Below are 24,764 nucleotides of genomic sequence, written 5' to 3' on the forward strand. Positions count from 1 at the left end.
TGGAGCCAACCGGGAGAACCTGCCTTGAGTCGTGAAACTGACACTCCGTCCTCCGGGCCCAACGGGCGCGGCGGAGCCGCATACCCCTCGGGCACGCCGCCGTACGGGACCCCCATGGCTTCCGACGACGCCGCGGGTGCGGGCCGTTCGGCCGCGCAGCCGGAGGAACGCAAGACCGAGACCACGCTGACGACCCGGATCCGGATCAACATCCCCGGCTCCCGGCCGATTCCGCCCGTGGTCGTCCGTACGCCCGTCACGGACACCGACGCCGTCCCGAGCGAGGAGACCGGCACCCACGCGCTGCCGACCGGCGCCGCCGCGTCCACCGGCACGGTCGAGCCGCCCGCCGCGGAAGCGGGGCCCGCCCCGGGCGCCGCGAACAGCGACTGGTTCGCGCCACGCAAGTCCGGCCCCGCCAAGGGCGGTCAGCGCGGGCCCGCAGGCAACGGGACCGGGACGACCGGTAGTTCGCCCGCCGCCGCGCCCAACCCGCCGGCCGCGCCCGGCGCCCCGGGTGCCCAGGGCCCTTCGGGCGGCGCGCGTGCCAACGGCGGCCGTCCCGGCGGCGTCGTCGGCTCCATGAGCGCACCCGGCGGCACCAGGTCCGGCTCGACCAACGGTTCCGGTCTGCCCGCGGGCGCCACCGGCGGCCCGGTGGCTCCCGGACACGGCGGCGGCACCGGCTCCTTCGACGTGACGGAGGCGCTCGCCGCGGGCCCGCTCGGTGGCTCGCGGGGCGGCGCCAAGGAGGGCGGCGAGGCACGCCGCGACGACCTGCCGTACTTCTCCGACAACGCCGGCCAGAACGGCGCCCAGGGCGGTCCCGGCACCCCCGGTGGCGGCCCGGCCGGTCCCGGCGGCCCCAACGGCTTCAACGGGCCCGGTCTGCCCGGCGGATCCGGCGGCCCGCAGGGCCCCGCGGGCCCCACCGGCGGACCGGTCACCGGCGACGGCCCCTTCGTCCCGCCGGTCAGCGGCGGCGAGTCCTTCGGCGCCCCGGGCAACCCTGCGGGTCCGGGCGGTGCCCCGGGCCGGCCCACCGGCCGCACCGCACCCGGCCCGGCCGGCCGTGGCGCTCAGCCCCCCGTCGGCCGCGGCGCCCAGGCCGGACCCGGCGCGCGCACCGCCCCCGCCGGTCCCGGACTCGCCGTCCCCGGCGGCGGTCTGAGCGACGACACCGCGATCCTCACCCCGCAGAAGCCCGCCCCCGGACCGGGCACGCCCGGCTACGGCACCCCGGCGGACAACGTCTCCGGGCACACCGTCACCAGCGGCATCCCGGTCGTACCGTCGGGCCCCAACTCCCCGTTCGCGCCGGGCGCCCCCGGCACCACCGGACCGCAGTCGCACACGCCGCCGAAGCTGCCCGAGCCGGTCTCGCCGCCCCCGGCCGAGTCCAAGGGCAAGGCGAAGGCCAAGAAGAAGCGCGGCAAGCTGCCGCTGCTCGGCGGTGTCGTGGTGGTCGCGGGCCTCGGTGTCTACGGCGCCGGGCTCCTCATGAACCACTCCGACGTCCCCAAGGGCACCACCGTGCTCGGCGTCGACATCGGCGGCGGCACCCGCGACGACGCGGTCAAGAAGCTGGACGACGCCTTCGGCAGCCGCGTCAACAAGCCGCTGAAGCTGTCGGTCGACGGGAAGACGGTCTCGCTGCCCCCGGACCAGGCGGGCCTCCAGTTCGACTTCCAGAAGACCGTCGACGCGGCCGCCAAGAGCGACTACAACCCGGTCTCCGTGATCGGCGCCCTGTTCGGCCAGAAGCGGGTCGTCGACCCCGCCATGCCGGTGGACGAGGAGAAGCTCCAGGCCGCCCTCAAGGACCTCGGCGGCAGCTCCGGCTCCGTCGTCCAGGGCACGATCGAGTTCAAGTCCGGCAAGGCCGTCGCCGTCTACGGCAAGGCGGGCAAGGGCATCGACGCGGCCGCCTCCGCCGAGACGGTCAAGCAGGCGTACAAGACGATGGTGGAGACCGACACCGCCACCACGGTGAACGTGCCGACCACCACCCAGCAGCCGACGGTCTCCAACGCGGAGGTCGACCGCGAGATGAAGGCATTCGCGGAACCGGCGATGTCGGCGCGGGTCACCATCCAGACCGACGCTGCGCACAGCATCCAGTTCGGCTCCCTGTCCCTCCCGAAGATCCTCGGATTCAAGGCCGTCGACGGGAAGCTGGTGGAGACGTACAACCTGGAGGCCCTCAAGACGGCGTACGGCAACACGTTCAACGGCGTGCTGATCACCCGGGGAACCGGCCAGAAGACGGCCGTCACCCCGCAGGACGTCGCCTCCGCGCTCCGCAAGGCGCTGGTCGGAAAGACCGCGGCAGAGCGTATCGGCGTCATCCAGACGAACCCGAGCTGACGTCAGGTCCGAGAGGGGGCGCCCGGCACACGGCGGGCGCCCCCTCTGTGTGTGTCACGCCCCGCTCGTGACATCTGTCATGCGGCTCTCCGGACGGTCGGCACTGACCCGGAGCAGGGGCTCGCCGTCAGCATGGAGGCATGACAACGACAGCGGCGACGACGGCCACCGGGACCCCGGTCGTCGGATTCGACCAAGTGAGCAAGACCTACGGGGACGTGCGGGCCGTCGACGGACTCTCGCTGCGGCTGCACCCGGGGGAGACCGTGGCCCTGCTCGGGCCCAACGGCGCCGGCAAGTCGACCACGCTCGACCTGCTGCTCGGCCTCAAGCACGCCGACGCCGGCACGGTCAGCGTCTTCGGCATGAGCCCGCGTGAGGCCATCGTCGCCGGACGGGTGGGCGCGATGCTGCAGAGCGGCGGCCTGATGGACGAGGTCACCGTCCGCGAGCTGGTGAAGCTGGCCTGCGACCTGCACCCCAAGCCCCACAAGGTCACCGACGTCCTCGCCCGCGCGGGTGTCTCGGGGATCGCCGACCGCAAGGTCAACAAGCTCTCCGGCGGCCAGGCCCAGCGCGTCCGCTTCGCCCTCGCCACCGCGGGCGACAGCGACCTGATCGTCCTGGACGAGCCCACCACCGGCATGGACGTCTCGGCCCGCCAGGCGTTCTGGGCGACCATGCGCGAGCAGGCCGACCAGGGCCGTACCGTGCTGTTCGCCACGCACTACCTCGAAGAGGCCGACGCCATCGCCGACCGGGTGCTGGTGCTGCACCGCGGGCGCCTGCTGGCCGACGGGACCGCCGCCGAGATCAAGGCCAAGGCCGGCGCGCGGAGGATCTCCTTCGATCTGGAGGGCGAGATCGACGAGGCCCCGCTGCGGGCGCTGCCCTTCCTCACCGCGGTCGACATAAGCGGCCAGACGATCCGCATGCAGTCGTCCGACGCCGACGCCACCGTCCACGCCCTCTACGGCCTCGGCGTCTACCCCCGCAACCTCGAAGTCGCCGGGCTCGGCCTGGAGCAGGCGTTCGTCGCCATCACGGAGGCCGAGGAGGCCAAGGAGGTCACGCAGTCATGAACGCCCTGATCAAGCTGGAGCTCGCGCGCGCCCTGCGCAACCGCAAGTTCCTGTTCTTCTCGGTGATCTACCCCTCCATCCTCTTCCTGCTGGTCGCCAGCCAGGGCGGCACGAGCAAGTCCGTCGACAACTCCGGGCTGTCCGTCGCCGCGTACGTCATGGTCTCCATGGCCTCCTTCGGCGCCCTGACCGCCGTCCTGATGGGCAACAGCGAACGCATCGCCAAGGAGCGCGAGAGCGGCTGGGTGCGGCAGCTGCGGCTGACCACCCTGCCCGGACGTGGCTACGTCTTCGCCAAGACCGCGAGCGCCGCCGTGGTGAGCCTGCCCTCCATCGTGGTCGTCTTCCTGGTCGCCGCGGCCGTGAAGCACGTACGCCTCGACGCCTGGCAGTGGCTCGCCCTCACCGGCGCGATCTGGGCCGGCAGCCTGGTCTTCGCCGCGCTGGGCGTCGCCATCGGATACCTGGCGAGCGGCGACGCGGTCCGCCCCATCACGATGATCACCTACTTCGGCCTGTCGATCCTCGGCGGCCTGTGGTGGCCGTCCTCCCTGTTCCCGACCTGGCTCCAGGACATCGCGAAGTGGCTGCCCACGCACGCGTACGCTGCACTCGGGCGGGCCATCGAGCAGAGCCAGGCCCCCAAGGCCCAGGACATCGCCATCCTCGTCGTCTTCTTCGCCCTCTTCGTCGGCGGCGCGGCCTGGCTGTACCGGAAGGACACGCTGAAGGCGTGAGCACGATGACGGAAGACCTGCGGTCCGAGGACGAAGTGCGGGCGGACCGGCTGGTGCGGATCGGCCAGCCGCCGCGCAACCGCGCCGAGGCGGTGCGCAAGCTGGTCTGGGTGCTGCCGTGGCTGGTGTTCCTGGGCTCCCCGGTGGACGACCTGACCTCCGGCCACCACACCACCGGGGCCACGGCGGCCGGCTGGGCGGGCCTGGCGGCCTTCGTCGGGATCTACCTGACCATCGTCTTCCGCCAGATGGGCCGGCCGTTCCGCGGCGGTGTCGTCGCCGCCGCGGTCGCCGTGGAGTGGACGCTCGCGGTCGTCCTCGCCTTCGGCCTCGGCGGCTCCTGGCTCGGCCTGTTCGTGTACGTCTCCGTGATGTGCGGAGTCACCTTCCCGCTGCGGATCGCGTACTGGACGGTCCCGGCCACCACCGCCGCCATGATGCTGGCGGGCTGGCACGCCCACGCCCTGGACGACGCCTGGGGCCTGTTCCTGGTGGTCCTCCTGGTCGGCTACTCCATGACCGGCGTACGGCAACTGGTCGCCACCACGATCGAGTTGCGCAAGGCCCGCGCCACCGTCGCCCAACTGGCGGCGAACGAGGAGCGGTTGCGGCTTGCCAGGGACCTGCACGACCTGCTCGGCCACTCGCTCTCGCTGATCACGCTGAAGAGCGAGCTGGCGGGCCGGATGCTCCCCGGGCACCCCGAGAAGGCGGCCCAGCAGGTCGCCGACATCGAAAAGGTCAGCAGGCAGGCCCTGGTGGACGTCCGCGAGGCGGTCACCGGCTACCGGCGGCCCCGGCTCGCCGCCGAACTCGCGGGCGCCCAGGTGGCGCTGACCGCCGCCGCGGTCACCGCGGAGGTGCCGGCCGACCCCGACCTCGGCGGAGTGCCCGAGGACGGCGAGGCGGCCCTCGCCTGGGCCCTGCGCGAGGCCATCACCAACGTCGTACGGCACAGCGGCGCGAGCGCCTGCACGGTGGAGCTGCTGCGCCGCCAGACCCTGGACGGGCCGGTCCTCGAACTCGCCGTCGAGGACAACGGTTCGGGCGGCTCGGGCAAGGGCCCCGGCAACGGCCTCACCGGGCTCACCGAGCGGCTGGAGAAGGTGGGCGGCACCCTGGAGGCGGGCCGCACCAAACACGGTTTCCGGCTGATCGCCAGGGTGCCGCTGCCCGCCGGCGTGGCCGTAGGATCCGGTGCATGAGCAGCACGATCAAGGTCCTCCTCGCCGAGGACCAGTCGATGGTCCGCGAGGCGCTGGCCGCCCTGCTGGGCCTCGAGGACGACATCGAGGTCGTGGCGCAGGTCGCCCGCGGCGACGAGGTGCTGGCGGCGGCCCGGGCGAACGACATCGACGTGGCGCTGCTCGACATAGAGATGCCGGGCTGTACGGGCATCGAGGCCGCGGCGCAGCTCCACAAGGCGCTCCCGGCCGTCCGGCTGGTCGTCCTCACCACCTTCGGCCGCCCCGGCTACCTGCGCAGCGCGATGGAGGCGGGCGCCGACGCGTTCCTGGTCAAGGACGCCCCCGCCGCCCAGCTGGCCGAGGCCGTCCGCAAGGTCCTGGCCGGTGAACGCGTCATCGACCCCACCCTCGCGGCGGCGGCCCTGGCGGAGGGTGCCAACCCGCTGACCGACCGCGAACGAGAGGTCCTGCGGGCGGCGGCCGACGGCTCCACGAACGCGGAACTCGCGACGGCCCTGCACCTCTCCCAGGGGACGGTGCGCAACTACCTCTCGACGGCCATCCAGAAGCTCGCCGTCCGCAACAGGGCGGAAGCGGTACGGATCGCGCGGGAGAAGGGCTGGCTGTGACCCTTCCCGTCGCGTGAACAGACGGCCGGTCGCCCTCAGTTGAGGCGGGCCCGCGCGGCCCGTGCCTCCCCGCGCACCTTCTCCGCCGCCCCCTCGTCGACCACCTCGATCAGCTCCGCGTACCGCTCCATCTCCTCGGCCCCGTCGGTGAAATCGCCCCGCTCCACCAGCAACCGCGCCCGCTCGTACCGCAGTCGCGCCGGATGCGACGGCAGCAGCAGTGACAGGTCCACCGACCACAGACCCACGTCCGACCGCTCCGGACGGGCCGCCGCCCAGGACCGCACGTTGTTGAGGATGCGCCGTACGACGTCCAGGGGGTCCGCGGGTTCCAGCATCGCCGGCTCCAGCGGCACCCCCGCCGCCCCCGCCACCAGCAGCTCCGCGTCCGCCCCGCTCAGCACCCGCCCCCCGTCGAACGGATCGGCCAGCACCCGTTCCTCCGCGGCCCCGAAGCCGACCACGAAGTGCCCCGGCAGTGCGACCCCGTACACCGGCGCCCCGGCCCGGCGCGTCACCTCCAGCCACACCACGGACAGCAGGATGGGCAGCCCGCGCCGCCGCCGCAGCACCTCGTGCAGCAGCGAGGACTCCAGCCGCTGGTAGTCCCCGGCGGTGCCGTGGAAGCCGAACCGCTCACCCAGCACCCGCTGCGCCGCCGTGGCCCAGGCGAGCGGGCCGCCCGGCCGGTACGGCAGCTGCCCCGCCAGCCGGTCCAGTTCCATCTGCGCCGCGTCGATCCCGGCCTCGTCCAGCCCGCCGTCGGCCACCGCGCCCAGCAGCAGGCACAGCGTCGCCAGATCGGGCCGCTCGGACCGCGCCTCCTCGGCGAACCGCCGCCGCACCTCGGCGGCCCGCTCCGACGAAGGGGGTGGGGGATGAGGGGGACGCATAGCTGTTTCGTGCCCTTCCGGAATGATCCGTACCGTCCTGAGATGCCCCGTCCGCGCCTCAGCGCCCCTCCGGCCCCGGCCCCGGTTCCGGCTCCCGGTAGTGGTGGTACGTGTGGTGTGCCGTGAAGCCGAGGCGGGTGTACAGCGTCCGTGCCCCCGCGTTCTCCGTCTCCACCTGCAACCAGGCCGCCGACGCGCCCTCCTCCAGCGCCCGCCGGGCGAGCGCGGCCATGACCTCGGTGGCCAGCCCCCGCCGTCGCAGCCGGGGATCCACCTCCACCGCGGCGAACCCGGCCCAGCGCCCGTCCACCACGCACCGCCCGATGGCCGCGGGCGCGTCCGCCGCGGCCTCGCCGGGCACGGTCGCGAACCACACCGAAGGACCCGCGCCCAGCACCTTCAGCGCGACCTCGCTCACGCCCTTGCGCTGGTACCGGGCCAGCCATGCCGCGTCGGCCGCGCGGGAGAGCACCACCGCGGCCCCCGCCGCCCGGTCCGCCACCGGCGCCAGCCCGCCGGTCCACAGCTCGGCGCTCACCTCACGCGCCCACCCGCGCCGCTCCAGCTCCGCGCAGAGCACTTCCTGCGTGCCCTCCCCGCCGGTCGCGGTCTGTATGTACGCGGGCAGCCCCCGCGCGCCGTACCACCGCCGCACGGCGTCCAGCGCGGCGTCCAGCGGCAGCCCGGGATCGCCGAGCGGCAGCACGCTGTTGGCCCGCCGGGTGTACCCCGCGGCGGCCCGCAGCTCCCACTCGCCGAGCCACTCGCTCTCCACCGGCCGCCAGCCGCGCGCCGCGACCCGCGCCAGTTCCCCATAGGTCGCCGCCGGTCCCCGGCGGCGCGCCGGAGCGGCCGGCACCACCTTGGCCGCCACCAGCGAGGACTGGGCCATCCGGACGACCTCACCGGCCCGCCGTGTGATCGTCAGCACGCCGTCGTCGTCCCATGATGTGAGAACACCCACCGTGTCGGTGAACTTCTCCGGGGTGTCCCCATGTCCGGTCAAACGCCGCACGGAGACACGTTTGCCCACGTCAGCAGCGGTGATACGGACCTCGAAGCGTCCTGCGGCAGAGATTTCCACTGGTCAGTTCACCCCTCCTGTTCGGATCATGCCCCAGAACGGAGATACTAGGGGCGGGCATCGACGACGCCGCGCTCCCGCGCGCCAGGCGGCGGAGCCTACGGAGGCCCGCCAGCGCCCAATCGAGGAGGAACGACAGCGTGACCTACGTCATCGCGCAGCCTTGTGTCGACGTGAAGGACAAGGCGTGCATCGAGGAGTGCCCGGTCGACTGCATCTACGAGGGCCAGCGGTCCTTGTACATCCACCCGGACGAATGCGTCGACTGCGGTGCCTGTGAACCGGTCTGCCCGGTCGAGGCGATCTTCTACGAGGACGACACTCCGGAGGAGTGGAAGGACTACTACAAGGCCAACGTCGAGTTCTTCGACGACCTCGGCTCGCCGGGCGGCGCCAGCAAGCTGGGCCTGATCGAGCGCGACCACCCCTTCATCGCCGCGCTGCCGCCGCAGGCCGAAGCCGAGTAACCGCACCGGCGGCCCGCCGCAACACCGTGCCGCCTCGGTCCCGTACGGCCTGATCACGTCGATCGGCGCCGTACGGGACCGAGGCGTTTGCCGTACCGAAGAAAGCGAGCAAGTCACCGTGTCCGCAGTCTCCGACCGTCTGCCCACCTTCCCCTGGGACAAGCTGGAGCCGTACAAGAAGACGGCAGCGGCACACCCGGACGGCATCGTCGACCTGTCGGTCGGCACCCCGGTGGACCCGGTCCCCGACCTGATCCAGAAGGCCCTGATCGACGCGGCCGACTCGCCCGGCTACCCCACGGTGTGGGGCACCCCGGCGCTGCGCGACGCGATCACCGGCTGGGTCGGCCGCCGCCTCGGCGCCCGCGACGTCACCCACCGCCACGTCCTGCCGATCGTCGGCTCCAAGGAACTGGTCGCCTGGCTCCCCACCCAGCTGGGCCTCGGCCCCGGCGACCGGGTGGCGTACCCGCGCCTCGCCTACCCCACCTACGAGGTCGGCGCCCGTCTCGCCCGCGCCGGCCACGAGGTCTACGACGACCCGCGCGACCTGGACCCGGCCGGACTGAAGCTGCTCTGGCTCAACTCCCCGTCCAACCCGACCGGCCGGGTGCTGCCCCGGCAGGAGCTCACGGAGATCGTCGCCTGGGCCCGCGCTCACGGCATCCTGGTCTTCTCCGACGAGTGCTACCTGGAGCTGGGCTGGGAGGCCGACCCGGTCTCCGTCCTGCACCCGGACGTCAACGGCGGCTCGTACGACGGCATCGTGGCCGTGCACTCCCTCTCCAAGCGCTCCAACCTCGCGGGCTACCGCGCGGCCTTCCTGGCGGGCGACCCGGCGGTCCTCGGCCCCCTCCTTGAGATCCGCAAGCACGGCGGCATGATGACCTCGGCCCCGACCCAGGCGGCGGTGGTGGCGGCCCTCTCCGACGACACCCACGTCCAGGAGCAGCGCGAGCGGTACGCGGCCCGCCGTACGGCCCTGCGGGAGGCCCTGCTCGCCCACGGCTTCCGCATCGAACACAGCGAGGCGAGCCTCTACCTGTGGGCGACGCGGGACGAGTCCTGCTGGGGGACCGTCGCCCACCTGGCGGACCTGGGCATCCTGGTGGCCCCGGGCGACTTCTACGGCGAGGCGGGCGAGAACTTCGTCCGCGTGGCCCTGACCGCGACGGACGAACGCGTACGAGCGGCCGTGGAGCGCCTTTCCTGACCGGTGAGCCGAGAAGGGGCCCAGGGAGAACCCCAGGCCCCTTCTCGGCTCACCGGCACTACGGCGTCAGCCGCCCAGCGGCAGGCCCTTGACGGGCAGCCCGCCCGCCGGCAGCCCGCCCTTCGTCGCGGTGGCCGCCGTGCTGCCCAGCAGCCCCCCGGCGGACCCGGCCGCGTCACCCGCGGCGCGCTGTACCACCGGCGCCGCCGTGTTGACGGCCTTGCCACCGGTCCGGCCCGCGGCCGGCACCGCCGACTGGACCGCCGCGCCGCCGGTGTGGCCGAGGATCCCGGTGACGTGCTGCGCCGCACCGTCGGCGGTGTGGGCGGCACTCGCCCCGTCCAGGGCGGTCAGACCGCCCAGGTTCGGGGTGGTGGCCGGCAGCGTCTGGGCCGCGCCGGCGGAGCCGGCCGCACCGACCCCGGCAGCCGCTCCCGCTGCGACGAGCAGCGCGGCACGGGCGATCCGGCGGGTCAGAGGGAGGGACATGATGCTCCATTCGACGGGAGGGAACGTGATCGCCGTGACTACCGCTCGAAGCCCGCGAAGGTTGCGGAGGCCCTCGGTAAAGAATTGATAACGCGTCGCATTATCGGGTGTGGATAAAAACGGGCAAAGAGAGCCGAGGGCGCGGCCCCGCAGAATCCTTACGGCCCGCCGTTCCCAAGGGATTTCACGCGCGCGTGGGCGGCCGCGCGGAAACGTGGGCACACCACGTACGCGTCCCGTCCCGGCTGACCCGCCGGAGTGAGGTCCCGAACTACTGCCCGGTCACGATCCGGACCGCCCCCGCGGACTTCTCCGCGCCGCCCGCCCCCTGCGAGGAGGTCGACCGCCACTGGCTGTCGGTGCTGCCCGCGGCCCACTCCCGGCCGGCGTACGACACCCGCTGGATGTGCAGCGCCGAGGCGTTGGCGACCGCCCAGTGCGCCAGCTGCCAGCCGCGCTCGCTCTCGGTCCGCCCCGACCTGTCCTTCTTCTTCCCCTCGGGCACCGGCACGGTCACCGTCCGCCCGTGCGCCGTGGCGGTCACGCTCGGCGTCGGAGTCGGCGACTTCGCGGACGTCCCGCCCACCTCCGCGCCGGCCTCCTCCACCGCGTCCCGTCCGAAGTCCCGCACCAGCGCGCTCCGTACCGCGTCCGGGCCCGTCGCCGCCGTGTCCACGGTGGCCGCCGGACGCCCGTCGCAGGTCAGTGTGGCCGCCGCCTGCCCGGTCAGCGCCGCCGCGAGCAGCGAGGCGTCGGTCTCGTGCTTGGCGTACGCCTCCGGGTAGCCGCTGCGCTGCACGCGCTGCGCGGCCACCGTCAGCGGCAGGGTCTGGTAGTCCGGCACCTTGGCCAGGTGGGCGTAGAACATGCCCGCCGCGTACGCCGGGTCCAGGATCTGGTCCTTGGTGCCCCAGCCCTGCGAGGGGCGCTGCTGGAACAGGCCCAGCGAATCGAGGTCGCCGTGCTGGATGTTGCGCAGCCCCGACTCCTGGATCGAGGTGGCCAGGGCGATGGCCACGGCGCGCTCGGGCATGCCGCGCCCGGTGCCGACGGCGGCGATCGTCGCCGCGTTGACCGCCTGCTCGGGCGTGAACTCGTACGACGTACCGTCGCTGCGGCCCGAGACGACCTTGCAGCCCTCGGCGCCGCCGCCTCCGGTGACGTACTGGACCACGAGGTAGGCGCCGACGGCGCACAGGATGAGCAAGCCCGAGACGAAACGCAGGACACGGCCGCGACGCTTGGGGCGGATGGGGGACGGCTCTGACACGCGTACAACATACTGGAGAGTACGAGCGACCCACCCCAGGTACCGGAACCTGTGAAACAGCCCTCAGGGTGGTGCGCGCTAGGGTCGAGGCCATGGCCGACACCTCGCTTGACCTCACGCTGGACGCCGCCGCGCTCACCGCGCGGCTCGTCGACTTCCGTTCGGAGAGCGGTACCGAGAAGCCGCTGGCGGACGCGATCGAGAGCGCGCTGCGCGCGCTGCCGCACCTGACGGTCGACCGGTACGGCAACAACGTGGTCGCGCGGACGGACCTGGGCCGTTCGGAACGGGTGATCCTGGCCGGCCACATCGACACGGTCCCGATCGCCGGCAACGTCCCCTCCCGCCTCGACGAGGACGGCGTGCTGTGGGGCTGCGGCACCTGTGACATGAAGTCGGGCGTCGCGGTCCAGCTGCGCATCGCGGCCACCGTCCCGGCCCCCAACCGCGACCTGACCTTCGTCTTCTACGACAACGAGGAGGTCGCCGCCGACCTCAACGGCCTCAAGCACGTCGCCGAGGCCCACCCCGAGTGGCTGGCGGGCGACTTCGCGGTCCTCCTCGAACCCTCCGACGGCGAGGTCGAGGGCGGCTGCCAGGGCACCCTGCGCGTGCTGCTGAGGACGAAGGGGGAGCGCGCGCACTCGGCGCGCTCCTGGATGGGCTCCAACGCGATCCACGCGGCCGCCCCGATCCTGGCCCGCCTCGCCTCGTACGAGCCCCGCCACCCCGTCATCGACGGCCTGGAGTACCGCGAGGGCCTCAACGCGGTCGGCATCTCGGGCGGGGTGGCGGGCAACGTCATCCCCGACGAGTGCGTGGTGACCGTCAACTTCCGGTACGCGCCGGACCGGTCGCAGGACCAGGCGATCGAGCACGTCCGCGAGGTGTTCGCGGACTGCGGGGTCGAGGAGTTCGTGGTCGACGACCACAGCCCCGGCGCGCTGCCCGGCCTCTCCCACCCGGCCGCGGCGGCCTTCATCGAGGCGGTCGGCGGCACCCCGATGCCCAAGTACGGCTGGACCGACGTCTCCCGTTTCTCGGCCCTCGGCGTTCCGGCGGTCAACTACGGCCCCGGCAACCCGCACTTGGCGCACAAGCGGGACGAACGGGTGGAAACCGGGAAGATCCTGGCCGGCGAGGAGCGGCTGCGCGCCTGGCTGACGCGCTGAGACGGGCCGAGGGGCCGACCGGCACAGGGGCGCTCCACACCGGACACGCCGACGTCCCGCGCATGTAACCCGCGTGGATCTACGCTGAAGCAGGTACACCTGCAAGCGGAGGGAGCGCATATATGCCTACCGGGAACCCCGAGGGGAAGAAGGTGCCGCCGGACGAGCAGCGCCTGGGACCGGTCCTCCGACGGCGCGGCCAGGTGACCGCGAGCACCACGGACCAGCGGCTGCTGGACGCCGGAGGCCCCTCCGACTGGGTCCACACCGACCCCTGGCGGGTGCTGCGCATCCAGTCGGAGTTCATCGAGGGCTTCGGCACGCTCGCCGAACTCCCGCCCGCGATCAGCGTGTTCGGCTCCGCGCGGACGCCGGTGGAGTCGCCCGAGTACGACGCGGGGGTGCGGCTCGGCCGCGGTCTGGTCGAGGCCGGCTGGGCCGTGATCACCGGCGGCGGCCCGGGTGCGATGGAGGCGGCCAACAAGGGCGCCCTCGAAGCGGGCGGCGTCTCCGTCGGCCTCGGCATCGAGCTGCCCTTCGAGCAGGGGCTCAACCCCTACGTCGACATCGGCCTCAACTTCCGCTACTTCTTCGTGCGGAAGATGATGTTCGTCAAGTACGCGCAGGGTTTCGTGGTCCTGCCCGGCGGCCTCGGCACCCTCGACGAGCTCTTCGAGGCGCTCACCCTCGTCCAGACCCAGAAGGTCACCCGCTTCCCGATCGTGCTGTTCGGCAGCGCCTACTGGGGCGGCCTGGTCGACTGGCTCACCAACACCCTGGTCGCCCAGGGCAAGGCGGCGGAGAAGGACCTGCTCCTGTTCCACGTCACCGACGACGTCTCGGAAGCGGTGGCCCTGGTCTCAAAGGAAGCGGCCCGATAAACCCCACGCCGTCGGCCCGCTTCTCGGACGGCCAAGCCGAGTGGCGGGCCCGCGACGGGTTCGAGTGCTGGGTCCAGGAGGGGTCGCCGGTCGGGGGTACTGCGGCTTCCGCCCATCCGGCCTGCCGGTGCGGGCGGCCCGGCCTGCTTCTCGGTCGGCCGAGTCGAGTACTGGGCCCGCGACGGGGTCGCCGGTCCGGGCCCCCCTCGGCTTCCGCCTATCCGGCTCGCCGGGCGGGCCGGTCGGCCTCGATCGGGCGGGCGGTCGGGGGCCGGGGGGCGAAGCGTCGGTCGGGGCTGGCCTGTGTCAGGTCTCGCCTGGTCTGCGGCGGCCCTCGTCCGGGCTATGCCAGCCCCCGTCTGGCCACCGCCGGAGGGCGGTGGCCGGCGATCGAGGCCACCATGTCGAGGACCTGCCGCGTCTCCGCCACCTCGTGCACCCGGTACACCTGTGCCCCCAGCCACGCCGACACCGCCGTCGTGGCCAGCGTGCCGATCACCCGCTCCTTGACCGGCCGGTCCAGCGTCTCGCCCACGAAGTCCTTGTTGGACAGCGAGACCAGCACCGGCCAGCCCGTCGCGACCAGCTCCCCGAGCCGCCGTGTCGCCTCCAGGCTGTGCCGGGTGTTCTTGCCGAAGTCGTGCCCCGGGTCGATCATCACGGACTCCCGGGGCACGCCCAGCGCGACGGCCCGCTCGGCCAGTCCCAGGGTCACCCGCAGGATGTCGGCGACCACGTCGTCGTACGTCACCCGGTGCGGCCGGGTGCGCGGCTCGGCCCCGCCCGCGTGCGTGCACACCAGCCCCACCCGGTATCGCGCCGCGACCTCCGCCAGCCCCGGGTCGACCCCGCCCCACGCGTCGTTCAGCAGATCCGCCCCGGCTTCGCAGACGGCCTCCCCGACCGACGCCCGCCAGGTGTCCACGCTGATCACGACGTCCGGGAAGCGCCTGCGCACCTCCGCGACGAACCCGACGGTCCGCCGTGCCTCCTCCTCGGCGGTGACCTCCTCGCCGGGCCCCGCCTTCACCCCGCCGACGTCGATGATCGCGGCCCCCTCGGCGACCGCCTGCTCCACGCGCGCGAGGGCCGGCTCGTCACGGAAGGTCGCCCCCTGGTCGTAGAAGGAGTCCGGAGTCCGGTTCACGATGGCCATGATCACCGGCTCGTTCGGCCCGAATTCCCGCCTGCCCAGCCTGAGCATCCCCTGTGACCTCTCGTAGTGAGTCCCTCGGTACGGCCGCCTGCGACCCTAACTGTCAGCGTCGCATGGCACGATCGGACCCAGACACATTCGACACCGAGCTTCATCGAGCCGCTTCATCGAGCCTGGGGGCCACCGCGATGGTTATGTTCCTGTTCCTGGTCGTCGCGCTGGCGGTCGTGGTCGCCGCGGTCACGCTCTCCGTGGTCGGCGGCGGCGAGAGCGGACCGTTGCCCGAGGTGGCGCCCGAGCGCCTGCAGGATCCGCTGCCCCCGGACCGCCCGGTGCACCGCGCGGACGTGGAGAGCCTCCGCTTCCCGCTCGCCCCGCGCGGCTACCGCATGGCCGACGTCGACGACGCGCTCAGCCGCCTCGGCGCCGAACTCGCGGAGCGCGACGCCCGGATCGCCGACCTGGAGACCGCGCTGGCCGGAGCCCAGGCCGCGCCGCGCACCCCGGGCAGCACCTCCCTGGACAAGCCGGAGCCGGAGGACCGGTCGTGACCGCCGGAGCCGCCCTGGCCGGCCCGGACGGCAGGCTGCGCTGCCCGTGGGCCCTGTCCACCGCGGACTACGTGGCGTACCACGACGAGGAGTGGGGGCGCCCGGTCCACGGCGACGACGCCCTCTACGAACGCCTCAGCCTGGAGGCCTTCCAGTCGGGCCTGTCCTGGATCACGATCCTGCGCCGCCGCCCCGGCTTCCGTGCCGCGTTCGCCGGCTTCCAGATCGACAAGGTGGCCGCCTTCACCGACGAGGACCGCGCGCGCCTCCTCGCCGACCCCGGCATCATCCGCAACAGACTCAAGATCGACGCGACGATGGCCAACGCCCGGGTCCTGGCGGAGTGGGCACCGGGCGAGCTGGACGAACTGATCTGGTCGCACGCCCCGGCGCCGGGAACGTACCCGGCCCCGACGACCCTCGCCGACGTCCAGGCGGTCACCCCGGAATCGACGGCCCTGTCGAAGGCCCTGAAGAAGCGCGGGCTGCGCTTCATCGGCCCGACGACGGCCTACGCCCTGATGCAGGCCTGCGGCCTGGTCAACGACCACCTGGAAACCTGCTCGGCCCGGAAGATGCCGTAAGAGTCAGCGCTCCGCAAGGGGCGCGGGGAACTGCGCGCTCAGCCCCCCCGCACCCGCAGTCCGCGACGGTGCACCCCGCCTCTTCTCTCACCGTCCCAAGTACTTGGGCTTCTCCTTGTTCACGAACGCCTGCACGGCGATCCCATGGTCCTCGGAGGCCCCGGCCCGGGTCTGCAGCTCGTCCTCCTTGTCCAGCGTCTCGTCCAAGGAGTGCGTGAGCCCGAACGCCACCGCCTCCTTCAGCGCCGCGTACGCCACCGTCGGCCCCTCCGCCAGCTTCCGCGCGACCTTCTCCGCCTCGGCCCGCAGCTCCGCCGACGGCACGACCCTGTTCGCGATGCCCAGGTCGTACGCCTCCTGCGCACTGATGCTCCGGGGGAAGAGCAGCAGATCGGCGGCCCGCCCCGGCCCCACCACCCGCGGCAGCGTCCAGGACACCCCGGAGTCCGCGGTCAGCGCCACCCCCGCGAACGACGTGTTGAACGCGGCCGTGTCGGCGACCACCCGGTAGTCCGCGGCGAGCGCGAACCCGAACCCGGCCCCCGCGGCGACCCCGTTCACGGCGGCGACGACCGGCTTCGGCGCCCCGGCCAGCGCCCGCACGACGGGGTTGTAGTGCTCCCGCACCGTCGTCATCGTCTGCCCCGCCCCCGTCTCCCGGTCGGACGCGAGCAGCGTGATGTGCTCCTTGAGGTCCTGGCCCACGCAGAACGCCCGGTCCCCGGCGGCGGTCAGCAGGACCGCCCGGACGCCGGTGTCGGCCGCCGCCTCCTGCACGGCCTCCCGAAGGGCGACCTTCGTCGCGATGTTCAGCGCGTTCATCGCCTCGGGGCGGTTCAGCGTGATCGTCGCGAGCCCGTCGGTCACCTCGTAGAGCACGGTGTCGGTCATGGTGCGTCCCCTCCGTCGTCTGCGTCCTCGCGGCTGACGTACCGCTCGGTACGTCGAGGTCCGAAGGACAGCATGGCGGAGATCGCCGTCCGGGTCCCGGACCCGACGTGTGACCTGCGTCAAAGAAAACCGGAGCCGACTCGGTCGGCGTAAGGACACCCGGCGGCGAAGTATCGCAGCCACATCGCCGAATTGAGTGGTTTTGCTCGCGCGCGTTGCCCAAGCGATGCCGACTGATGTTGGTCATCGGGTCCTGAGATGCGGGATAATGGCTTGGAAGCAATGTGTTCGATGCCGGTGTCGCGTGTGCCCGCCAGGATCACGCGTGCCCTCCAGGGCCGTCGGTAGACGATGAGCTGTTGTCAGGAAGGGGAACGAGCATGGCGGCCATGAAGCCGCGGACGGGTGATGGCCCGCTCGAGGTGACCAAGGAGGGGCGGGGCATCGTCATGCGCGTTCCGCTCGAAGGCGGCGGTCGGCTCGTCGTCGAGCTGACCCCTGACGAGGCCGCGGCGCTCGCCGACGCCCTCAAGAACGTCGTCGGCTGAGCGTCAGCGACCATACCCTTTCGGGCGCCCCGGCATCGTAAGCGGTGCCGGGGCGTCGTCGTACCCCGGCCCTTCGGACGCTACCGCTTGACCGCGCACAGCAGTCCGTCGCCCACCGGCAGCAACGACGGCACCAGCTCCTGGGTCTCCCGGACCGTGCGCAGCAGCTCCCGCAGCCGCAGCACCTCGGTGGGCTGCGGGCCGGAGTCGACGGTACGGCCGTTGGCGAAGACGCCCTCGAACACCACCAGGCCGCCGGGGCGCAGAAGGCGCAACGATTCAGCGAGATAGTCGGAGTACTCCTGCCGGTCGCCGTCGCAGAAGACCAGGTCGTAGCCGGCGTCCGCGAGGCGGGGGAGCACGTCGAGGGCGCGGCCGGGGATGAACCGGGCCCGGTTGCTGGCGAAGCCGCAGGCGCGAAAGGCCTGCCGGGCGAACTGCTGGTGCTCCGGCTCTGGATCCACGGTGGTCAGCACGCCGTCCGGCCGCATGCCGTGCAGCAGGTGCATCCCGGACACCCCGCAACCCGTGCCGATCTCGGCGACCGCCTTGGCGTCCACGGAAGCGGCGAGCATGCGCAGCGCGGCGCCCGTGCCGGGCGACACCGAGCGCAGCCCTGCCTCGCGGGCCCGGTCCCGGGCCCAGCGCAGCGCTTCGTCCTCGGCGACAAAGGCGTCGGCGAACGCCCAGCTCGTCTGCCGGTTGCCGGTAATGACCCTCTCCTGTCCCCGTGGTTGCCTGGGCGTGACTGTATCCGTTGGCGCCGGGAACCTGCTGATGGGACCAGGCGTTTAGAGGGATGGAAGACAGGGCGGGGAGACACGAATGGATCACGACGGCGTGACGGCGGCCGGTCACCCGCTGGTGCGGCAGGACAGGCCTCGCCAGCGCGGATCAAATTCTCGTAAAACCGCTTATCCGGTGCTAACGGGCGAGGTGGCTATGGTAGGGGCTCCACTGGACACCACCAGAGCCGACAGGGGAGGTGCGGCCGCGCCTGAGGACCGGGGCGGAGTGCTGAAGCGCTTCCTCGGGTCGGCGGGCAGGCCGAAATCCGTGAACGACACCGCTGCTGACCCCAGCCACGCCGACGCGCTCGCCATGGGCGAGGACCGTACCGCGACCTTCTCGACCGACGCGGACGGGCAGGCATGGACTCCGCCCACGTGGGAGGAGATCGTCAGCACGCACAGCGGCCGCGTCTACCGCCTGGCCTACCGCCTCACCGGCAACCAGCACGACGCCGAGGACCTCACCCAGGAGGTCTTCGTCCGCGTCTTCCGCTCCTTGTCCACCTACTCGCCCGGCACCTTCGAGGGCTGGCTGCACCGCATCACGACCAACCTGTTCCTCGACATGGTCCGGCGCAAGCAGCGCATCCGCTTCGACGCCCTCGGCGAGGACGCGGCCGAGCGCCTGCCCAGCCGCGAGCCCACCCCCTCGCAGGCCTTCAACGACGCGCACTTCGACGCTGACGTCCAGCAGGCCCTGGACACCCTCGCGCCCGAGTTCCGGGCCGCCGTCGTCCTGTGCGACATCGAGGGCCTGTCCTACGAGGAGATCGCCGCGACCCTCGGCGTCAAGCTCGGCACCGTCCGCTCCCGGATCCACCGGGGCCGCTCCCAGCTGCGCAAGGCCCTCGCGCACCGCTCGCCGCAGGCCCGCAAGACCGAGCGCCGCTCCTTCGTGCCCCGGGTTCCCGCACTGGGAGGAGGGGGCGCGACCGCGTGAGTGGATCACGACCGAAACCCGCCGGGCGACAGCTGGCGGAGCAGCATCTGGGAGACCGGCTCTCCGCCCTGGTGGACGGAGAGCTCGGCCATGAGACGCGTGAACGCGTCCTGGCCCATCTGGCGACCTGCGCCAGATGCAAGGCCGAGGCGGACGCCCAGCGCGCCCTGAAGAACGTCTTCGCAGAGGCGGCACCGCCGCCGCCCTCGGAGAGCTTCCTGGCGCGCCTGCAGGGGCTGCCCGGCGGAGGCGACGGCGACGGCGGCTCACCGTTCGGCGTCGGGGGCCCGGCGGGGCGCCGGACCGACGGCGGGGTCTTCGGCGTGAGCCGGGACGACCGCTTCGAGTTCGGCTACGTCCCCGCCCGCCCGCACGACCCGGCGGCGAACGCCGACCGGGGCTTCCGCGTCCACGCCGTCGGCCGTCCCGACCACGACCGCCCCGCGTCGTTCGGCGTGCGGTTCGCGTTCGTCGCCGCCGGCGCGGTCTCGCTGGCCGCCGTCGCTCTCGGCGGTGTCACCGCGGGCCTGCCCGGCTCCCCGGCCGCCGACGCCCGCTCCGCCGGCGGTGGCAACGTGGCCCCGGCCGGCACCGCGGGCACGGGCACGGCCGGTACCGCCGACTCGCAGCGCCGCCGCGCGACCGGCCCCCTGCTGTCCTCCGGGCCCCTGCTCGGCGACGCCACCGCCGCGCCCACCTCGGTCTCCGCACCGCTGCTGCCCGGCGTGCCCTCCCCGGCCGCCGCACAGCAGGCCCTGCGCGAACTGACCGCACCGGTGATGGCCGGCGCGGCCGCGGTCTCCCCGCTGATACGACCGCTGACCGCCGCCTCGCCGTTCGCTCTCACCTCGTGGACCGCCAGCCCCGAGGCGACCGGCACCGCCCTGCTCGCCGCACCCGCCCCCGACACGACCTCCGCTCCCTCCCCCTCCTCCCACGCGGCCCACTGACCGCCTGGTGACGTCCCCGGGGGCACCCTTCGTGCCCCTGGTAGGCAAACAACCCGGAAAACCGGTCGTACACACGGAGCCGGACACCTCGGGACGGTACCGGTCGGACAGGTCCGCCGGGTACCGTGGACCCGGCCCGGACCACGGAACACACGCAACAGCGACCGGAGGGCCGAGGACCGAGGACATCGCAAGGAGCTTCAGGTGTTCAATGACATAGGACCACTCGAGCTGGTGACCATCATCGTGATCGCCGTGCTCGTCTTCGGTCCGGACAAGCTCCCGAAAGTCATTCAGGACGTCACGCGGACCCTCCGCAAGATCCGGGAGTTCTCGGAGAGCGCCAAGGAAGACATCCGGCAGGAACTCGGCCCGGAGTTCAAGGACTTCGAGCTGGAGGACCTGAACCCCAAGACCTTCATCCGCAAGCACCTGGACAGCGACGAGCTGGGGCTGAAGGAGATCCGCAACGGCTTCGACCTGAAGAAGGAGATGGCCGAGGTCACGGACGCGGTGAACAGCCGCGACACCGGCTCGTCCGCTCTGCCCTCGGGCAGCGGCTCTTCGGCGGGCGGCCGGATCGACATGACGAAGAAGCCCGAGGACCTGGGCAGGGACGAGCGTCCGCCGTTCGACGCGGACGCCACCTGACCAGGACCGGACACCCGGACGCGGGCGGCGCACGTGACGCGTCTCATAGCGCGCACGCGCCGCTCACGGCTTGATCCCGGTGCCCGCGCGACCCACCCGCCGGGCGGTTTCGCCGCTGGTTGCAGGGGTGTCGATATGCTGCCGAGTTGTTGTGCGGACCGGACGAGTGCGCCCGAAGGGGGGCGGGCCGCCGCGGGCCGACGAGAGCTAGGAGGCGTCCGGGCAGATGGAGACGACAAGTCAGGTGGACGGGCAGGCGCCGGCCGCCGAGGGCGGACAGCAGTCCCTCTCCGCCCGCCGCACGGTGGACGGCTACCTGGAGGCGCCCTTCCCCTGGTACGGCCTCGACGAGGCGTTCACGGGGCCCCGCTGGCTGATGCAGGTGGGTACGGCGGCCGACGGCGCGGTGGAGCACGGGTCGATCGGGCACGGGGACGAGCCGTCGGTGCGCAACGAGCATCTGGCCGCGTCCGTCGGTGAGCCGCGGGAGAAGTTCGCGGTCGTGGTGACCGTCGCGGCGAGTCCGTCCCGGCGCAGTGCCGACGGAACCGGGCTCCTCGAGGCCACGTCCGTGTCGTCGGCCGCGTGGCTGGCGGGTGTCGGGCTGCTGTCCTTCACCTGGCCGGGGCAGATGGACCACAGCCTGCGGGACGACTGGCTGGAGCAGCAGACCGAGACGGCGTGGGAGCTGGCCGACGAGTTGAGCGGGCCGGAGTGGTCGACGCTGTCGCTGCCGGTGGACGGGGTGCCCACGCCGTTCCACTACCGGGAGTCGGAGTTCGGGTGGGTGCTCGCCGGGTCGACCGAGGCGGGGGTGCATCTCGGGGCGTACGGGCGGGGGATGTCGGCCTACGGGCTGGGGTTCGCCGTGATCAAGGACATCGCCGAGTACGTGTGAGGGGGGAGGGGCGCCGCCGGTGGTTCGTGGCGCCCCTTCGCCGCAGGGGTTGCGGTCGTCGTGCGACTGCGGGTGCGTGGTGGTTGCTCGCGCAGTTCCCCGCGCCCCTTGCGGGGCGCTGAAGCGGTGGCTCCCTAGAACTTGTTGCGCGGCGTGATGCCCAGGGACATGCCCGAGAGGCCGCGCTGGCGGCCGCCGAGCTTGCCTGCGATGCCGCGCAGGGCCGCGCCCGCCGGGGAGTCGGGGTCCGTCAGGACGACCGGCTTGCCCTCGTCGCCGCCCTCGCGGAGCCGGACGTCGATCGGGATGTTGCCGAGGACCGGGACCGTGGCGCCCGTCGTGCGGGTGAGGCCGTCCGCCACCAGCTGGCCGCCGCCCGTGCCGAAGACGTCGACCATCTCGCCGCAGTGCGGGCAGGGCAGCCCGGACATGTTCTCGACCACGCCCACGATCTTCTGGTGGGTCTGTACGGCGATGGAGCCGGCCCGCTCGGCGACCTCGGCCGCCGCCTGCTGAGGCGTCGTCACGACCAGGATCTCGGCGTTCGGGACCAGCTGGGCGACCGAGATGGCGATGTCACCGGTGCCCGGCGGCAGGTCCAGCAGGAGGACGTCGAGGTCGCCCCAGTAGACGTCCGCGAGGAACTGCTGGAGCGCGCGGTGCAGCATCGGGCCGCGCCAGACCACCGGCGCGTTGCCCGGGGTGAACATGCCGATGGAGATGACCTTCACGCCGTTCGCCGACGGCGGCATGATCATGTTCTCGACCTGGGTGGGGCGGCCGTCGGCGCCGAGCATGCGCGGGACGGAGTGGCCGTAGATGTCGGCGTCGACGACCCCGACCTTCAGGCCGTCGGCCGCCATCGCCGCCGCCAGGTTCACCGTCACCGACGACTTGCCGACGCCGCCCTTGCCGGAGGCGACCGCGTAGACCCGGGTGAGGTTGCCGGGCTTGGCGAAGGGGACCTCGCGCTCGGTCTGGCCGCCGCGCAGGGCGGACGCCAGCTCCTTGCGCTGCTCGTCGCTCATCACGTCCAGGGTGACGTCGACGCGGCTGACACCGTCGACCCGGGAGACCGCCTCGGTGACCCGCTGGGTGATCGTGTCGCGCATGGGGCAGCCGGAGACCGTCAGGTACACGGTGACCGCGACCGCGCCGTCCTCACCGATCTCCACCGATTTGACCATCCCCAGCTCGGTGATGGGTCGGTTGATCTCCGGGTCGTTCACCGTCGCCAGTGCCTCGCGCACCGCGTCTTCGCTAGCCATACAGACGATGGTACGGCGAGGCGCAGCGCCCCTATAACGCCCCTCACCGGTCGTCTACGTCACGCCCCGTCGACCGTTCTGCCGGGAATACGGCACCTTCGTGGTGGTGGTGCCCGTCCCGCCGTTCGTCCATCTCCTTGAGCAGGTCCTGCAGCTCGGAGCGGATCCAGTCCCGGGTCGCCACTTCGCCCAGGCCCATCCGCAGGGCGGCGATCTCCCGGGTCAGGTACTCGGTGTCGGCGATGGACCGCTCGTTCTGCTTGCGGTCCTGTTCGAGGTTGACCCGGTCGCGGTCGTCCTGCCGGTTCTGCGCGAGCAGGATCAGCGGGGCGGCGTAGGAGGCCTGCAGGGACAGGGCCAGGGTCAGGAAGATGAACGGGTACTCGTCGAACCGGAGCCTGCCGGGCGCCGCGACGTTCCACAGCACCCACGCGATGATCACGAACGTCATCCAGACGATGAACCGTCCGGTGCCCAGGAACCGGGCGATGCGCTCGGACAGGCGGCCGAAGGCCTCCGGGTCCCACTCCGGCAGCAGCCTGCGCCGCGGCGGACGCGGCTGGTCCAGCCGGTAGGTCGCGCGCGGCCTGCCGGCCGCGGTGGCGCCGGCCGGTGTCCGCTCGCGGCCGCTCTCACGCTCGGGCGCCATGGCCCCCCACCCCCTTGTGCGCCTCGTCCTGCGGCGCCTGCTCCTCCTCGGCCAGATGGAACTCGGTCTCCCGCCAGTCCTCCGGCAGCATGTGGTCCAGTACGTCGTCCACGGTCACCGCGCCGAGCAGCGACCCGGTGTCGTCCACCACGGGCGCCGCGACCATGTCGTAGGTGGCGAAGAACCCGGCGATGATCGGGAGGGTGGCGTCCGGGTCGAGGGGCTGCAGGTCGTCGTCGATGACCAGCGAACTGACCAGGGTGTACGGGGGGTCGCGCAGCAGCCGCTGGAAGTGGACGGTGCCCAGGTACTTGCCGGTCGGGGTGTCGTCGGGCGGCCGGCAGACGTAGACCTGGGCGGCGAGGGCGGGGGAGAGGTCGGGGTTGCGGACCCGGGCGAGGGCGTCGGCGACGGTGGCGTCCGGCCGCAGCACGATGGGCTCGGTGGTCATCAGACCGCCCGCCGTGTGCTCCTCGTAGGACATCAGGCGCCGCATCTCGGCCGCGTCCGCCGGCTGCATCAGGCTCAGCAGCCGTTCCTTGTCCTGTTCGGGGAGTTCGGCGAGCAGGTCGGCCGCGTCGTCGGGGTCCATGGCCTCCAGGACGTCCGCCGCCCGCTCCTCCTTCAGCTTGCCGAGGATCTCGATCTGGTCGTCCTCGGGAAGTTCCTCGAGGACGTCGGCGAGGCGGTCGTCGTCGAGGGCGGCGGCCACCTCGGCGCGACGCTTGGCGGAGAGGTGGTGCAGCACGTTGGCCAGGTCGGCGGGGCGCAGCTGCTCGAAGGTGGCGAGCAGGCTCTCGGCGCCCTGCCCGTGCTCCTCCAGCGCGAAGCCGGTGACCTGTGACCAGTCGACGGTCAGCGTCTCGCCCCTGGCCCGCCGGAAGGTGCTCTTGCGTCCCTTGCGGACGAAGACCCGGTCGACCTCCCACTCCCGCCGGGCCGGCCGCTGCGTCACTCCCAGGTCCAGGACGGTGACGTCCTCGCCGGTCTCGGTCAGCCGGACGCGGCGGTCGAGGAGTTCACCGAAGACCAGGCGTTCGGTGGGGCGCTGTTCGAAACGGCGCACGTTGAGCACGCCGGTGGTGATGACCTGGCCGGACTCGATGCCCGTCACCCTGGTCATGGGCAGGAAGATGCGGCGCCGGGTGGAGAGTTCGACGACCAGGCCGAGCAGGCGCGGGGGTTTGCGGCTGACGCGCAGCATGACGACCAGGTCCCTGACGCGCCCCACCTGGTCGCCGTTGGGGTCGAAGACGGCGACACCGGCGAGGTGCGAGACGAAGATGCGGGGAGCGCCGGCTGCCATGGCTTCGCTTCCTTTGCCTGGTGAGGTGCCGATGGATGAGTTTCCTGCCGTTCGGGCCCGCCTGATGGGCTTCAGGCTAGCCCGTACCGATCGGATACGCCCTGGTGGGC

26 protein-coding genes are annotated in these 24,764 nt (G+C 72.6%); 16 read left to right on the forward strand and 10 right to left on the reverse strand.

Annotated elements, in window-relative coordinates; translation table 11 throughout:
- The first annotated feature begins 24 nt into the window (after positions 1-24).
- The 5 genes from AB0G52_RS07130 to AB0G52_RS07150 all read left to right on the forward strand — a co-directional run bounded on the left by AB0G52_RS07130 (position 25) and on the right by AB0G52_RS07150 (position 6,002).
- Positions 25-2,367, forward strand: a complete 2,343-nt coding sequence (locus AB0G52_RS07130; protein ID WP_361334543.1) for a hypothetical protein — start codon at positions 25-27, stop codon at positions 2,365-2,367.
- Between the two features lie 140 nt (positions 2,368-2,507).
- Positions 2,508-3,449 carry an ABC transporter ATP-binding protein gene (locus AB0G52_RS07135; RefSeq protein ID WP_132888688.1) on the forward strand — a complete coding sequence of 314 codons (942 nt, stop codon included), beginning with the start codon at positions 2,508-2,510 and terminating at the stop codon, positions 3,447-3,449.
- Complete coding sequence (locus tag AB0G52_RS07140) at positions 3,446-4,186, forward strand: ABC transporter permease (RefSeq protein WP_132888689.1); 741 nt, start codon at positions 3,446-3,448, stop codon at positions 4,184-4,186. The genes AB0G52_RS07135 and AB0G52_RS07140 overlap by 4 nt, the downstream gene beginning before the upstream one ends.
- A 5-nt stretch (positions 4,187-4,191) precedes the next feature.
- Complete coding sequence (locus tag AB0G52_RS07145) at positions 4,192-5,391, forward strand: histidine kinase (RefSeq protein WP_132888971.1); 1,200 nt, start codon at positions 4,192-4,194, stop codon at positions 5,389-5,391.
- Positions 5,388-6,002 carry a response regulator transcription factor gene (locus AB0G52_RS07150; protein WP_132888690.1) on the forward strand — a complete coding sequence of 205 codons (615 nt, stop codon included), beginning with the start codon at positions 5,388-5,390 and terminating at the stop codon, positions 6,000-6,002. The genes AB0G52_RS07145 and AB0G52_RS07150 overlap by 4 nt, the downstream gene beginning before the upstream one ends.
- Positions 6,003-6,037: 35 nt before the next feature.
- On the opposite strand, the gene AB0G52_RS07155 is transcribed toward AB0G52_RS07150, so the two are convergent.
- Both AB0G52_RS07155 and AB0G52_RS07160 read right to left on the reverse strand, forming a co-directional pair.
- Positions 6,038-6,895: a transglutaminase-like domain-containing protein gene (locus tag AB0G52_RS07155; RefSeq protein ID WP_132888691.1), complete on the reverse strand. Its 858-nt coding sequence runs from the start codon at positions 6,893-6,895 to the stop codon at positions 6,038-6,040.
- Between the two features lie 58 nt (positions 6,896-6,953).
- On the reverse strand, positions 6,954-7,979 hold the full coding sequence (locus tag AB0G52_RS07160) for a GNAT family N-acetyltransferase (RefSeq protein WP_361334548.1): 1,026 nt from the start codon (positions 7,977-7,979) through the stop codon (positions 6,954-6,956).
- A 140-nt stretch (positions 7,980-8,119) separates the two neighbouring features.
- On the opposite strand from AB0G52_RS07160, the gene fdxA reads away from it, so the two are divergent.
- Entirely contained in the window at positions 8,120-8,446 is a 327-nt protein-coding gene (fdxA, locus tag AB0G52_RS07165; protein ID WP_046730523.1) for a ferredoxin, read from the forward strand.
- Between the two features lie 118 nt (positions 8,447-8,564).
- Entirely contained in the window at positions 8,565-9,659 is a 1,095-nt protein-coding gene (locus AB0G52_RS07170) for a bifunctional succinyldiaminopimelate transaminase/glutamate-prephenate aminotransferase (protein ID WP_132888693.1), read from the forward strand.
- A 66-nt stretch (positions 9,660-9,725) separates the two neighbouring features.
- Here AB0G52_RS07170 and AB0G52_RS07175 read toward each other — a convergent pair whose 3' ends face one another.
- Together AB0G52_RS07175 and AB0G52_RS07180 are read right to left on the reverse strand one after the other, a co-directional pair.
- Positions 9,726-10,148 carry an ATP-binding protein gene (locus AB0G52_RS07175; RefSeq protein WP_132888694.1) on the reverse strand — a complete coding sequence of 141 codons (423 nt, stop codon included), beginning with the start codon at positions 10,146-10,148 and terminating at the stop codon, positions 9,726-9,728.
- A gap of 271 nt (positions 10,149-10,419) precedes the next feature.
- The gene (locus tag AB0G52_RS07180; RefSeq protein ID WP_207921707.1) at positions 10,420-11,418 is read right to left on the reverse strand and encodes a heavy metal transporter; all 999 of its coding nucleotides are present in this window, start codon (positions 11,416-11,418) and stop codon (positions 10,420-10,422) included.
- 92 nt (positions 11,419-11,510) lie between these two features.
- Here AB0G52_RS07180 and dapE point away from each other — a divergent pair, with 92 nt between their 5' ends.
- Together dapE and AB0G52_RS07190 are read left to right on the forward strand one after the other, a co-directional pair.
- Entirely contained in the window at positions 11,511-12,590 is a 1,080-nt protein-coding gene (gene dapE / locus AB0G52_RS07185; protein ID WP_361334553.1) for a succinyl-diaminopimelate desuccinylase, read from the forward strand.
- 122 nt (positions 12,591-12,712) lie between these two features.
- Positions 12,713-13,471, forward strand: a complete 759-nt coding sequence (locus AB0G52_RS07190; RefSeq protein WP_132888696.1) for a TIGR00730 family Rossman fold protein — start codon at positions 12,713-12,715, stop codon at positions 13,469-13,471.
- 343 nt (positions 13,472-13,814) lie between these two features.
- Here the strand turns inward: AB0G52_RS07190 and folP are convergent, their stop codons facing one another.
- Positions 13,815-14,675, reverse strand: a complete 861-nt coding sequence (folP, locus tag AB0G52_RS07195) for a dihydropteroate synthase (protein WP_132888697.1) — start codon at positions 14,673-14,675, stop codon at positions 13,815-13,817.
- Positions 14,676-14,815: 140 nt separating this feature from the next.
- On the opposite strand from folP, the gene AB0G52_RS07200 reads away from it, so the two are divergent.
- Both AB0G52_RS07200 and AB0G52_RS07205 read left to right on the forward strand, forming a co-directional pair.
- Positions 14,816-15,178, forward strand: a complete 363-nt coding sequence (locus AB0G52_RS07200; RefSeq protein ID WP_132888698.1) for a DivIVA domain-containing protein — start codon at positions 14,816-14,818, stop codon at positions 15,176-15,178.
- Positions 15,175-15,762, forward strand: a complete 588-nt coding sequence (locus AB0G52_RS07205) for a DNA-3-methyladenine glycosylase I (RefSeq protein ID WP_132888699.1) — start codon at positions 15,175-15,177, stop codon at positions 15,760-15,762. Before AB0G52_RS07200 ends, AB0G52_RS07205 begins: the two co-directional genes overlap by 4 nt.
- Before the next feature lie 87 nt (positions 15,763-15,849).
- Here AB0G52_RS07205 and AB0G52_RS07210 read toward each other — a convergent pair whose 3' ends face one another.
- A complete protein-coding gene (locus tag AB0G52_RS07210; protein WP_132888700.1) occupies positions 15,850-16,653 on the reverse strand; it encodes an enoyl-CoA hydratase-related protein in 804 nt (267 codons plus the stop codon).
- A 380-nt stretch (positions 16,654-17,033) separates the two neighbouring features.
- Between AB0G52_RS07210 and AB0G52_RS07215 the strand changes: the two genes are divergently transcribed.
- A complete protein-coding gene (locus AB0G52_RS07215; protein ID WP_069751535.1) occupies positions 17,034-17,201 on the forward strand; it encodes a DUF3117 domain-containing protein in 168 nt (55 codons plus the stop codon).
- A gap of 80 nt (positions 17,202-17,281) precedes the next feature.
- On the opposite strand, the gene AB0G52_RS07220 is transcribed toward AB0G52_RS07215, so the two are convergent.
- Positions 17,282-17,980 carry an O-methyltransferase gene (locus tag AB0G52_RS07220; protein ID WP_132888701.1) on the reverse strand — a complete coding sequence of 233 codons (699 nt, stop codon included), beginning with the start codon at positions 17,978-17,980 and terminating at the stop codon, positions 17,282-17,284.
- A 235-nt stretch (positions 17,981-18,215) separates the two neighbouring features.
- On the opposite strand from AB0G52_RS07220, the gene sigE reads away from it, so the two are divergent.
- The 4 genes from sigE (at position 18,216) to AB0G52_RS07240 (ending at position 21,431) form a co-directional block, all read left to right on the forward strand.
- A complete protein-coding gene (gene sigE / locus AB0G52_RS07225; RefSeq protein WP_132888702.1) occupies positions 18,216-18,932 on the forward strand; it encodes an RNA polymerase sigma factor SigE in 717 nt (238 codons plus the stop codon).
- Entirely contained in the window at positions 18,929-19,882 is a 954-nt protein-coding gene (locus tag AB0G52_RS07230) for a zf-HC2 domain-containing protein (RefSeq protein ID WP_361334559.1), read from the forward strand. Before sigE ends, AB0G52_RS07230 begins: the two co-directional genes overlap by 4 nt.
- 204 nt (positions 19,883-20,086) lie before the next feature.
- Positions 20,087-20,533 (forward strand): sec-independent translocase, encoded by a 447-nt coding sequence (locus tag AB0G52_RS07235; protein ID WP_361334562.1) that lies wholly within the window; start codon positions 20,087-20,089, stop codon positions 20,531-20,533.
- 226 nt (positions 20,534-20,759) lie between these two features.
- Positions 20,760-21,431, forward strand: a complete 672-nt coding sequence (locus AB0G52_RS07240; RefSeq protein ID WP_361334564.1) for a hypothetical protein — start codon at positions 20,760-20,762, stop codon at positions 21,429-21,431.
- 134 nt (positions 21,432-21,565) lie between these two features.
- Here AB0G52_RS07240 and AB0G52_RS07245 read toward each other — a convergent pair whose 3' ends face one another.
- Genes AB0G52_RS07245 through AB0G52_RS07255 form a run of 3 tightly spaced genes read right to left on the reverse strand, consistent with a single transcriptional unit; the run spans position 21,566 to position 24,654 of the window.
- Positions 21,566-22,699, reverse strand: coding sequence for an Mrp/NBP35 family ATP-binding protein (locus tag AB0G52_RS07245; RefSeq protein ID WP_132888706.1), 1,134 nt, complete (start codon positions 22,697-22,699; stop codon positions 21,566-21,568).
- Positions 22,700-22,742: 43 nt separating this feature from the next.
- A complete protein-coding gene (locus tag AB0G52_RS07250; protein WP_361334568.1) occupies positions 22,743-23,348 on the reverse strand; it encodes a DUF1003 domain-containing protein in 606 nt (201 codons plus the stop codon).
- Positions 23,332-24,654: a CBS domain-containing protein gene (locus tag AB0G52_RS07255; RefSeq protein WP_132888708.1), complete on the reverse strand. Its 1,323-nt coding sequence runs from the start codon at positions 24,652-24,654 to the stop codon at positions 23,332-23,334. Before AB0G52_RS07255 ends, AB0G52_RS07250 begins: the two co-directional genes overlap by 17 nt.
- Positions 24,655-24,764: the final 110 nt, after the last annotated feature.

The sequence above is a fragment of the Streptomyces sp. NPDC021562 genome, assembly GCF_040640875.1.
Classification (GTDB): Bacteria; Actinomycetota; Actinomycetes; order Streptomycetales; family Streptomycetaceae; genus Streptomyces.

What these genes read in the sequence shown, in the direction of transcription:
- AB0G52_RS07135 (WP_132888688.1), top strand. Translation starts at nt 2,508, where the DNA reads ATGACAACGACAGCGGCGACGACGGCCACCGGGACCCCGGTCGTCGGA.
- AB0G52_RS07140 (WP_132888689.1), top strand. Translation starts at nt 3,446, where the DNA reads ATGAACGCCCTGATCAAGCTGGAGCTCGCGCGCGCCCTGCGCAACCGC.
- AB0G52_RS07145 (WP_132888971.1), top strand. Translation starts at nt 4,192, where the DNA reads ATGACGGAAGACCTGCGGTCCGAGGACGAAGTGCGGGCGGACCGGCTG.
- AB0G52_RS07150 (WP_132888690.1), top strand. Translation starts at nt 5,388, where the DNA reads ATGAGCAGCACGATCAAGGTCCTCCTCGCCGAGGACCAGTCGATGGTC.
- AB0G52_RS07155 (WP_132888691.1), bottom strand. Translation starts at nt 6,895, where the DNA reads ATGCGTCCCCCTCATCCCCCACCCCCTTCGTCGGAGCGGGCCGCCGAG.
- AB0G52_RS07175 (WP_132888694.1), bottom strand. Translation starts at nt 10,148, where the DNA reads ATGTCCCTCCCTCTGACCCGCCGGATCGCCCGTGCCGCGCTGCTCGTC.
- dapE (WP_361334553.1), top strand. Translation starts at nt 11,511, where the DNA reads ATGGCCGACACCTCGCTTGACCTCACGCTGGACGCCGCCGCGCTCACC.
- AB0G52_RS07190 (WP_132888696.1), top strand. Translation starts at nt 12,713, where the DNA reads ATGCCTACCGGGAACCCCGAGGGGAAGAAGGTGCCGCCGGACGAGCAG.
- folP (WP_132888697.1), bottom strand. Translation starts at nt 14,675, where the DNA reads ATGCTCAGGCTGGGCAGGCGGGAATTCGGGCCGAACGAGCCGGTGATC.
- AB0G52_RS07200 (WP_132888698.1), top strand. Translation starts at nt 14,816, where the DNA reads ATGGTTATGTTCCTGTTCCTGGTCGTCGCGCTGGCGGTCGTGGTCGCC.
- AB0G52_RS07210 (WP_132888700.1), bottom strand. Translation starts at nt 16,653, where the DNA reads ATGACCGACACCGTGCTCTACGAGGTGACCGACGGGCTCGCGACGATC.
- AB0G52_RS07215 (WP_069751535.1), top strand. Translation starts at nt 17,034, where the DNA reads ATGGCGGCCATGAAGCCGCGGACGGGTGATGGCCCGCTCGAGGTGACC.
- AB0G52_RS07240 (WP_361334564.1), top strand. Translation starts at nt 20,760, where the DNA reads ATGGAGACGACAAGTCAGGTGGACGGGCAGGCGCCGGCCGCCGAGGGC.
- AB0G52_RS07245 (WP_132888706.1), bottom strand. Translation starts at nt 22,699, where the DNA reads ATGGCTAGCGAAGACGCGGTGCGCGAGGCACTGGCGACGGTGAACGAC.
- AB0G52_RS07250 (WP_361334568.1), bottom strand. Translation starts at nt 23,348, where the DNA reads ATGGCGCCCGAGCGTGAGAGCGGCCGCGAGCGGACACCGGCCGGCGCC.
- AB0G52_RS07255 (WP_132888708.1), bottom strand. Translation starts at nt 24,654, where the DNA reads ATGGCAGCCGGCGCTCCCCGCATCTTCGTCTCGCACCTCGCCGGTGTC.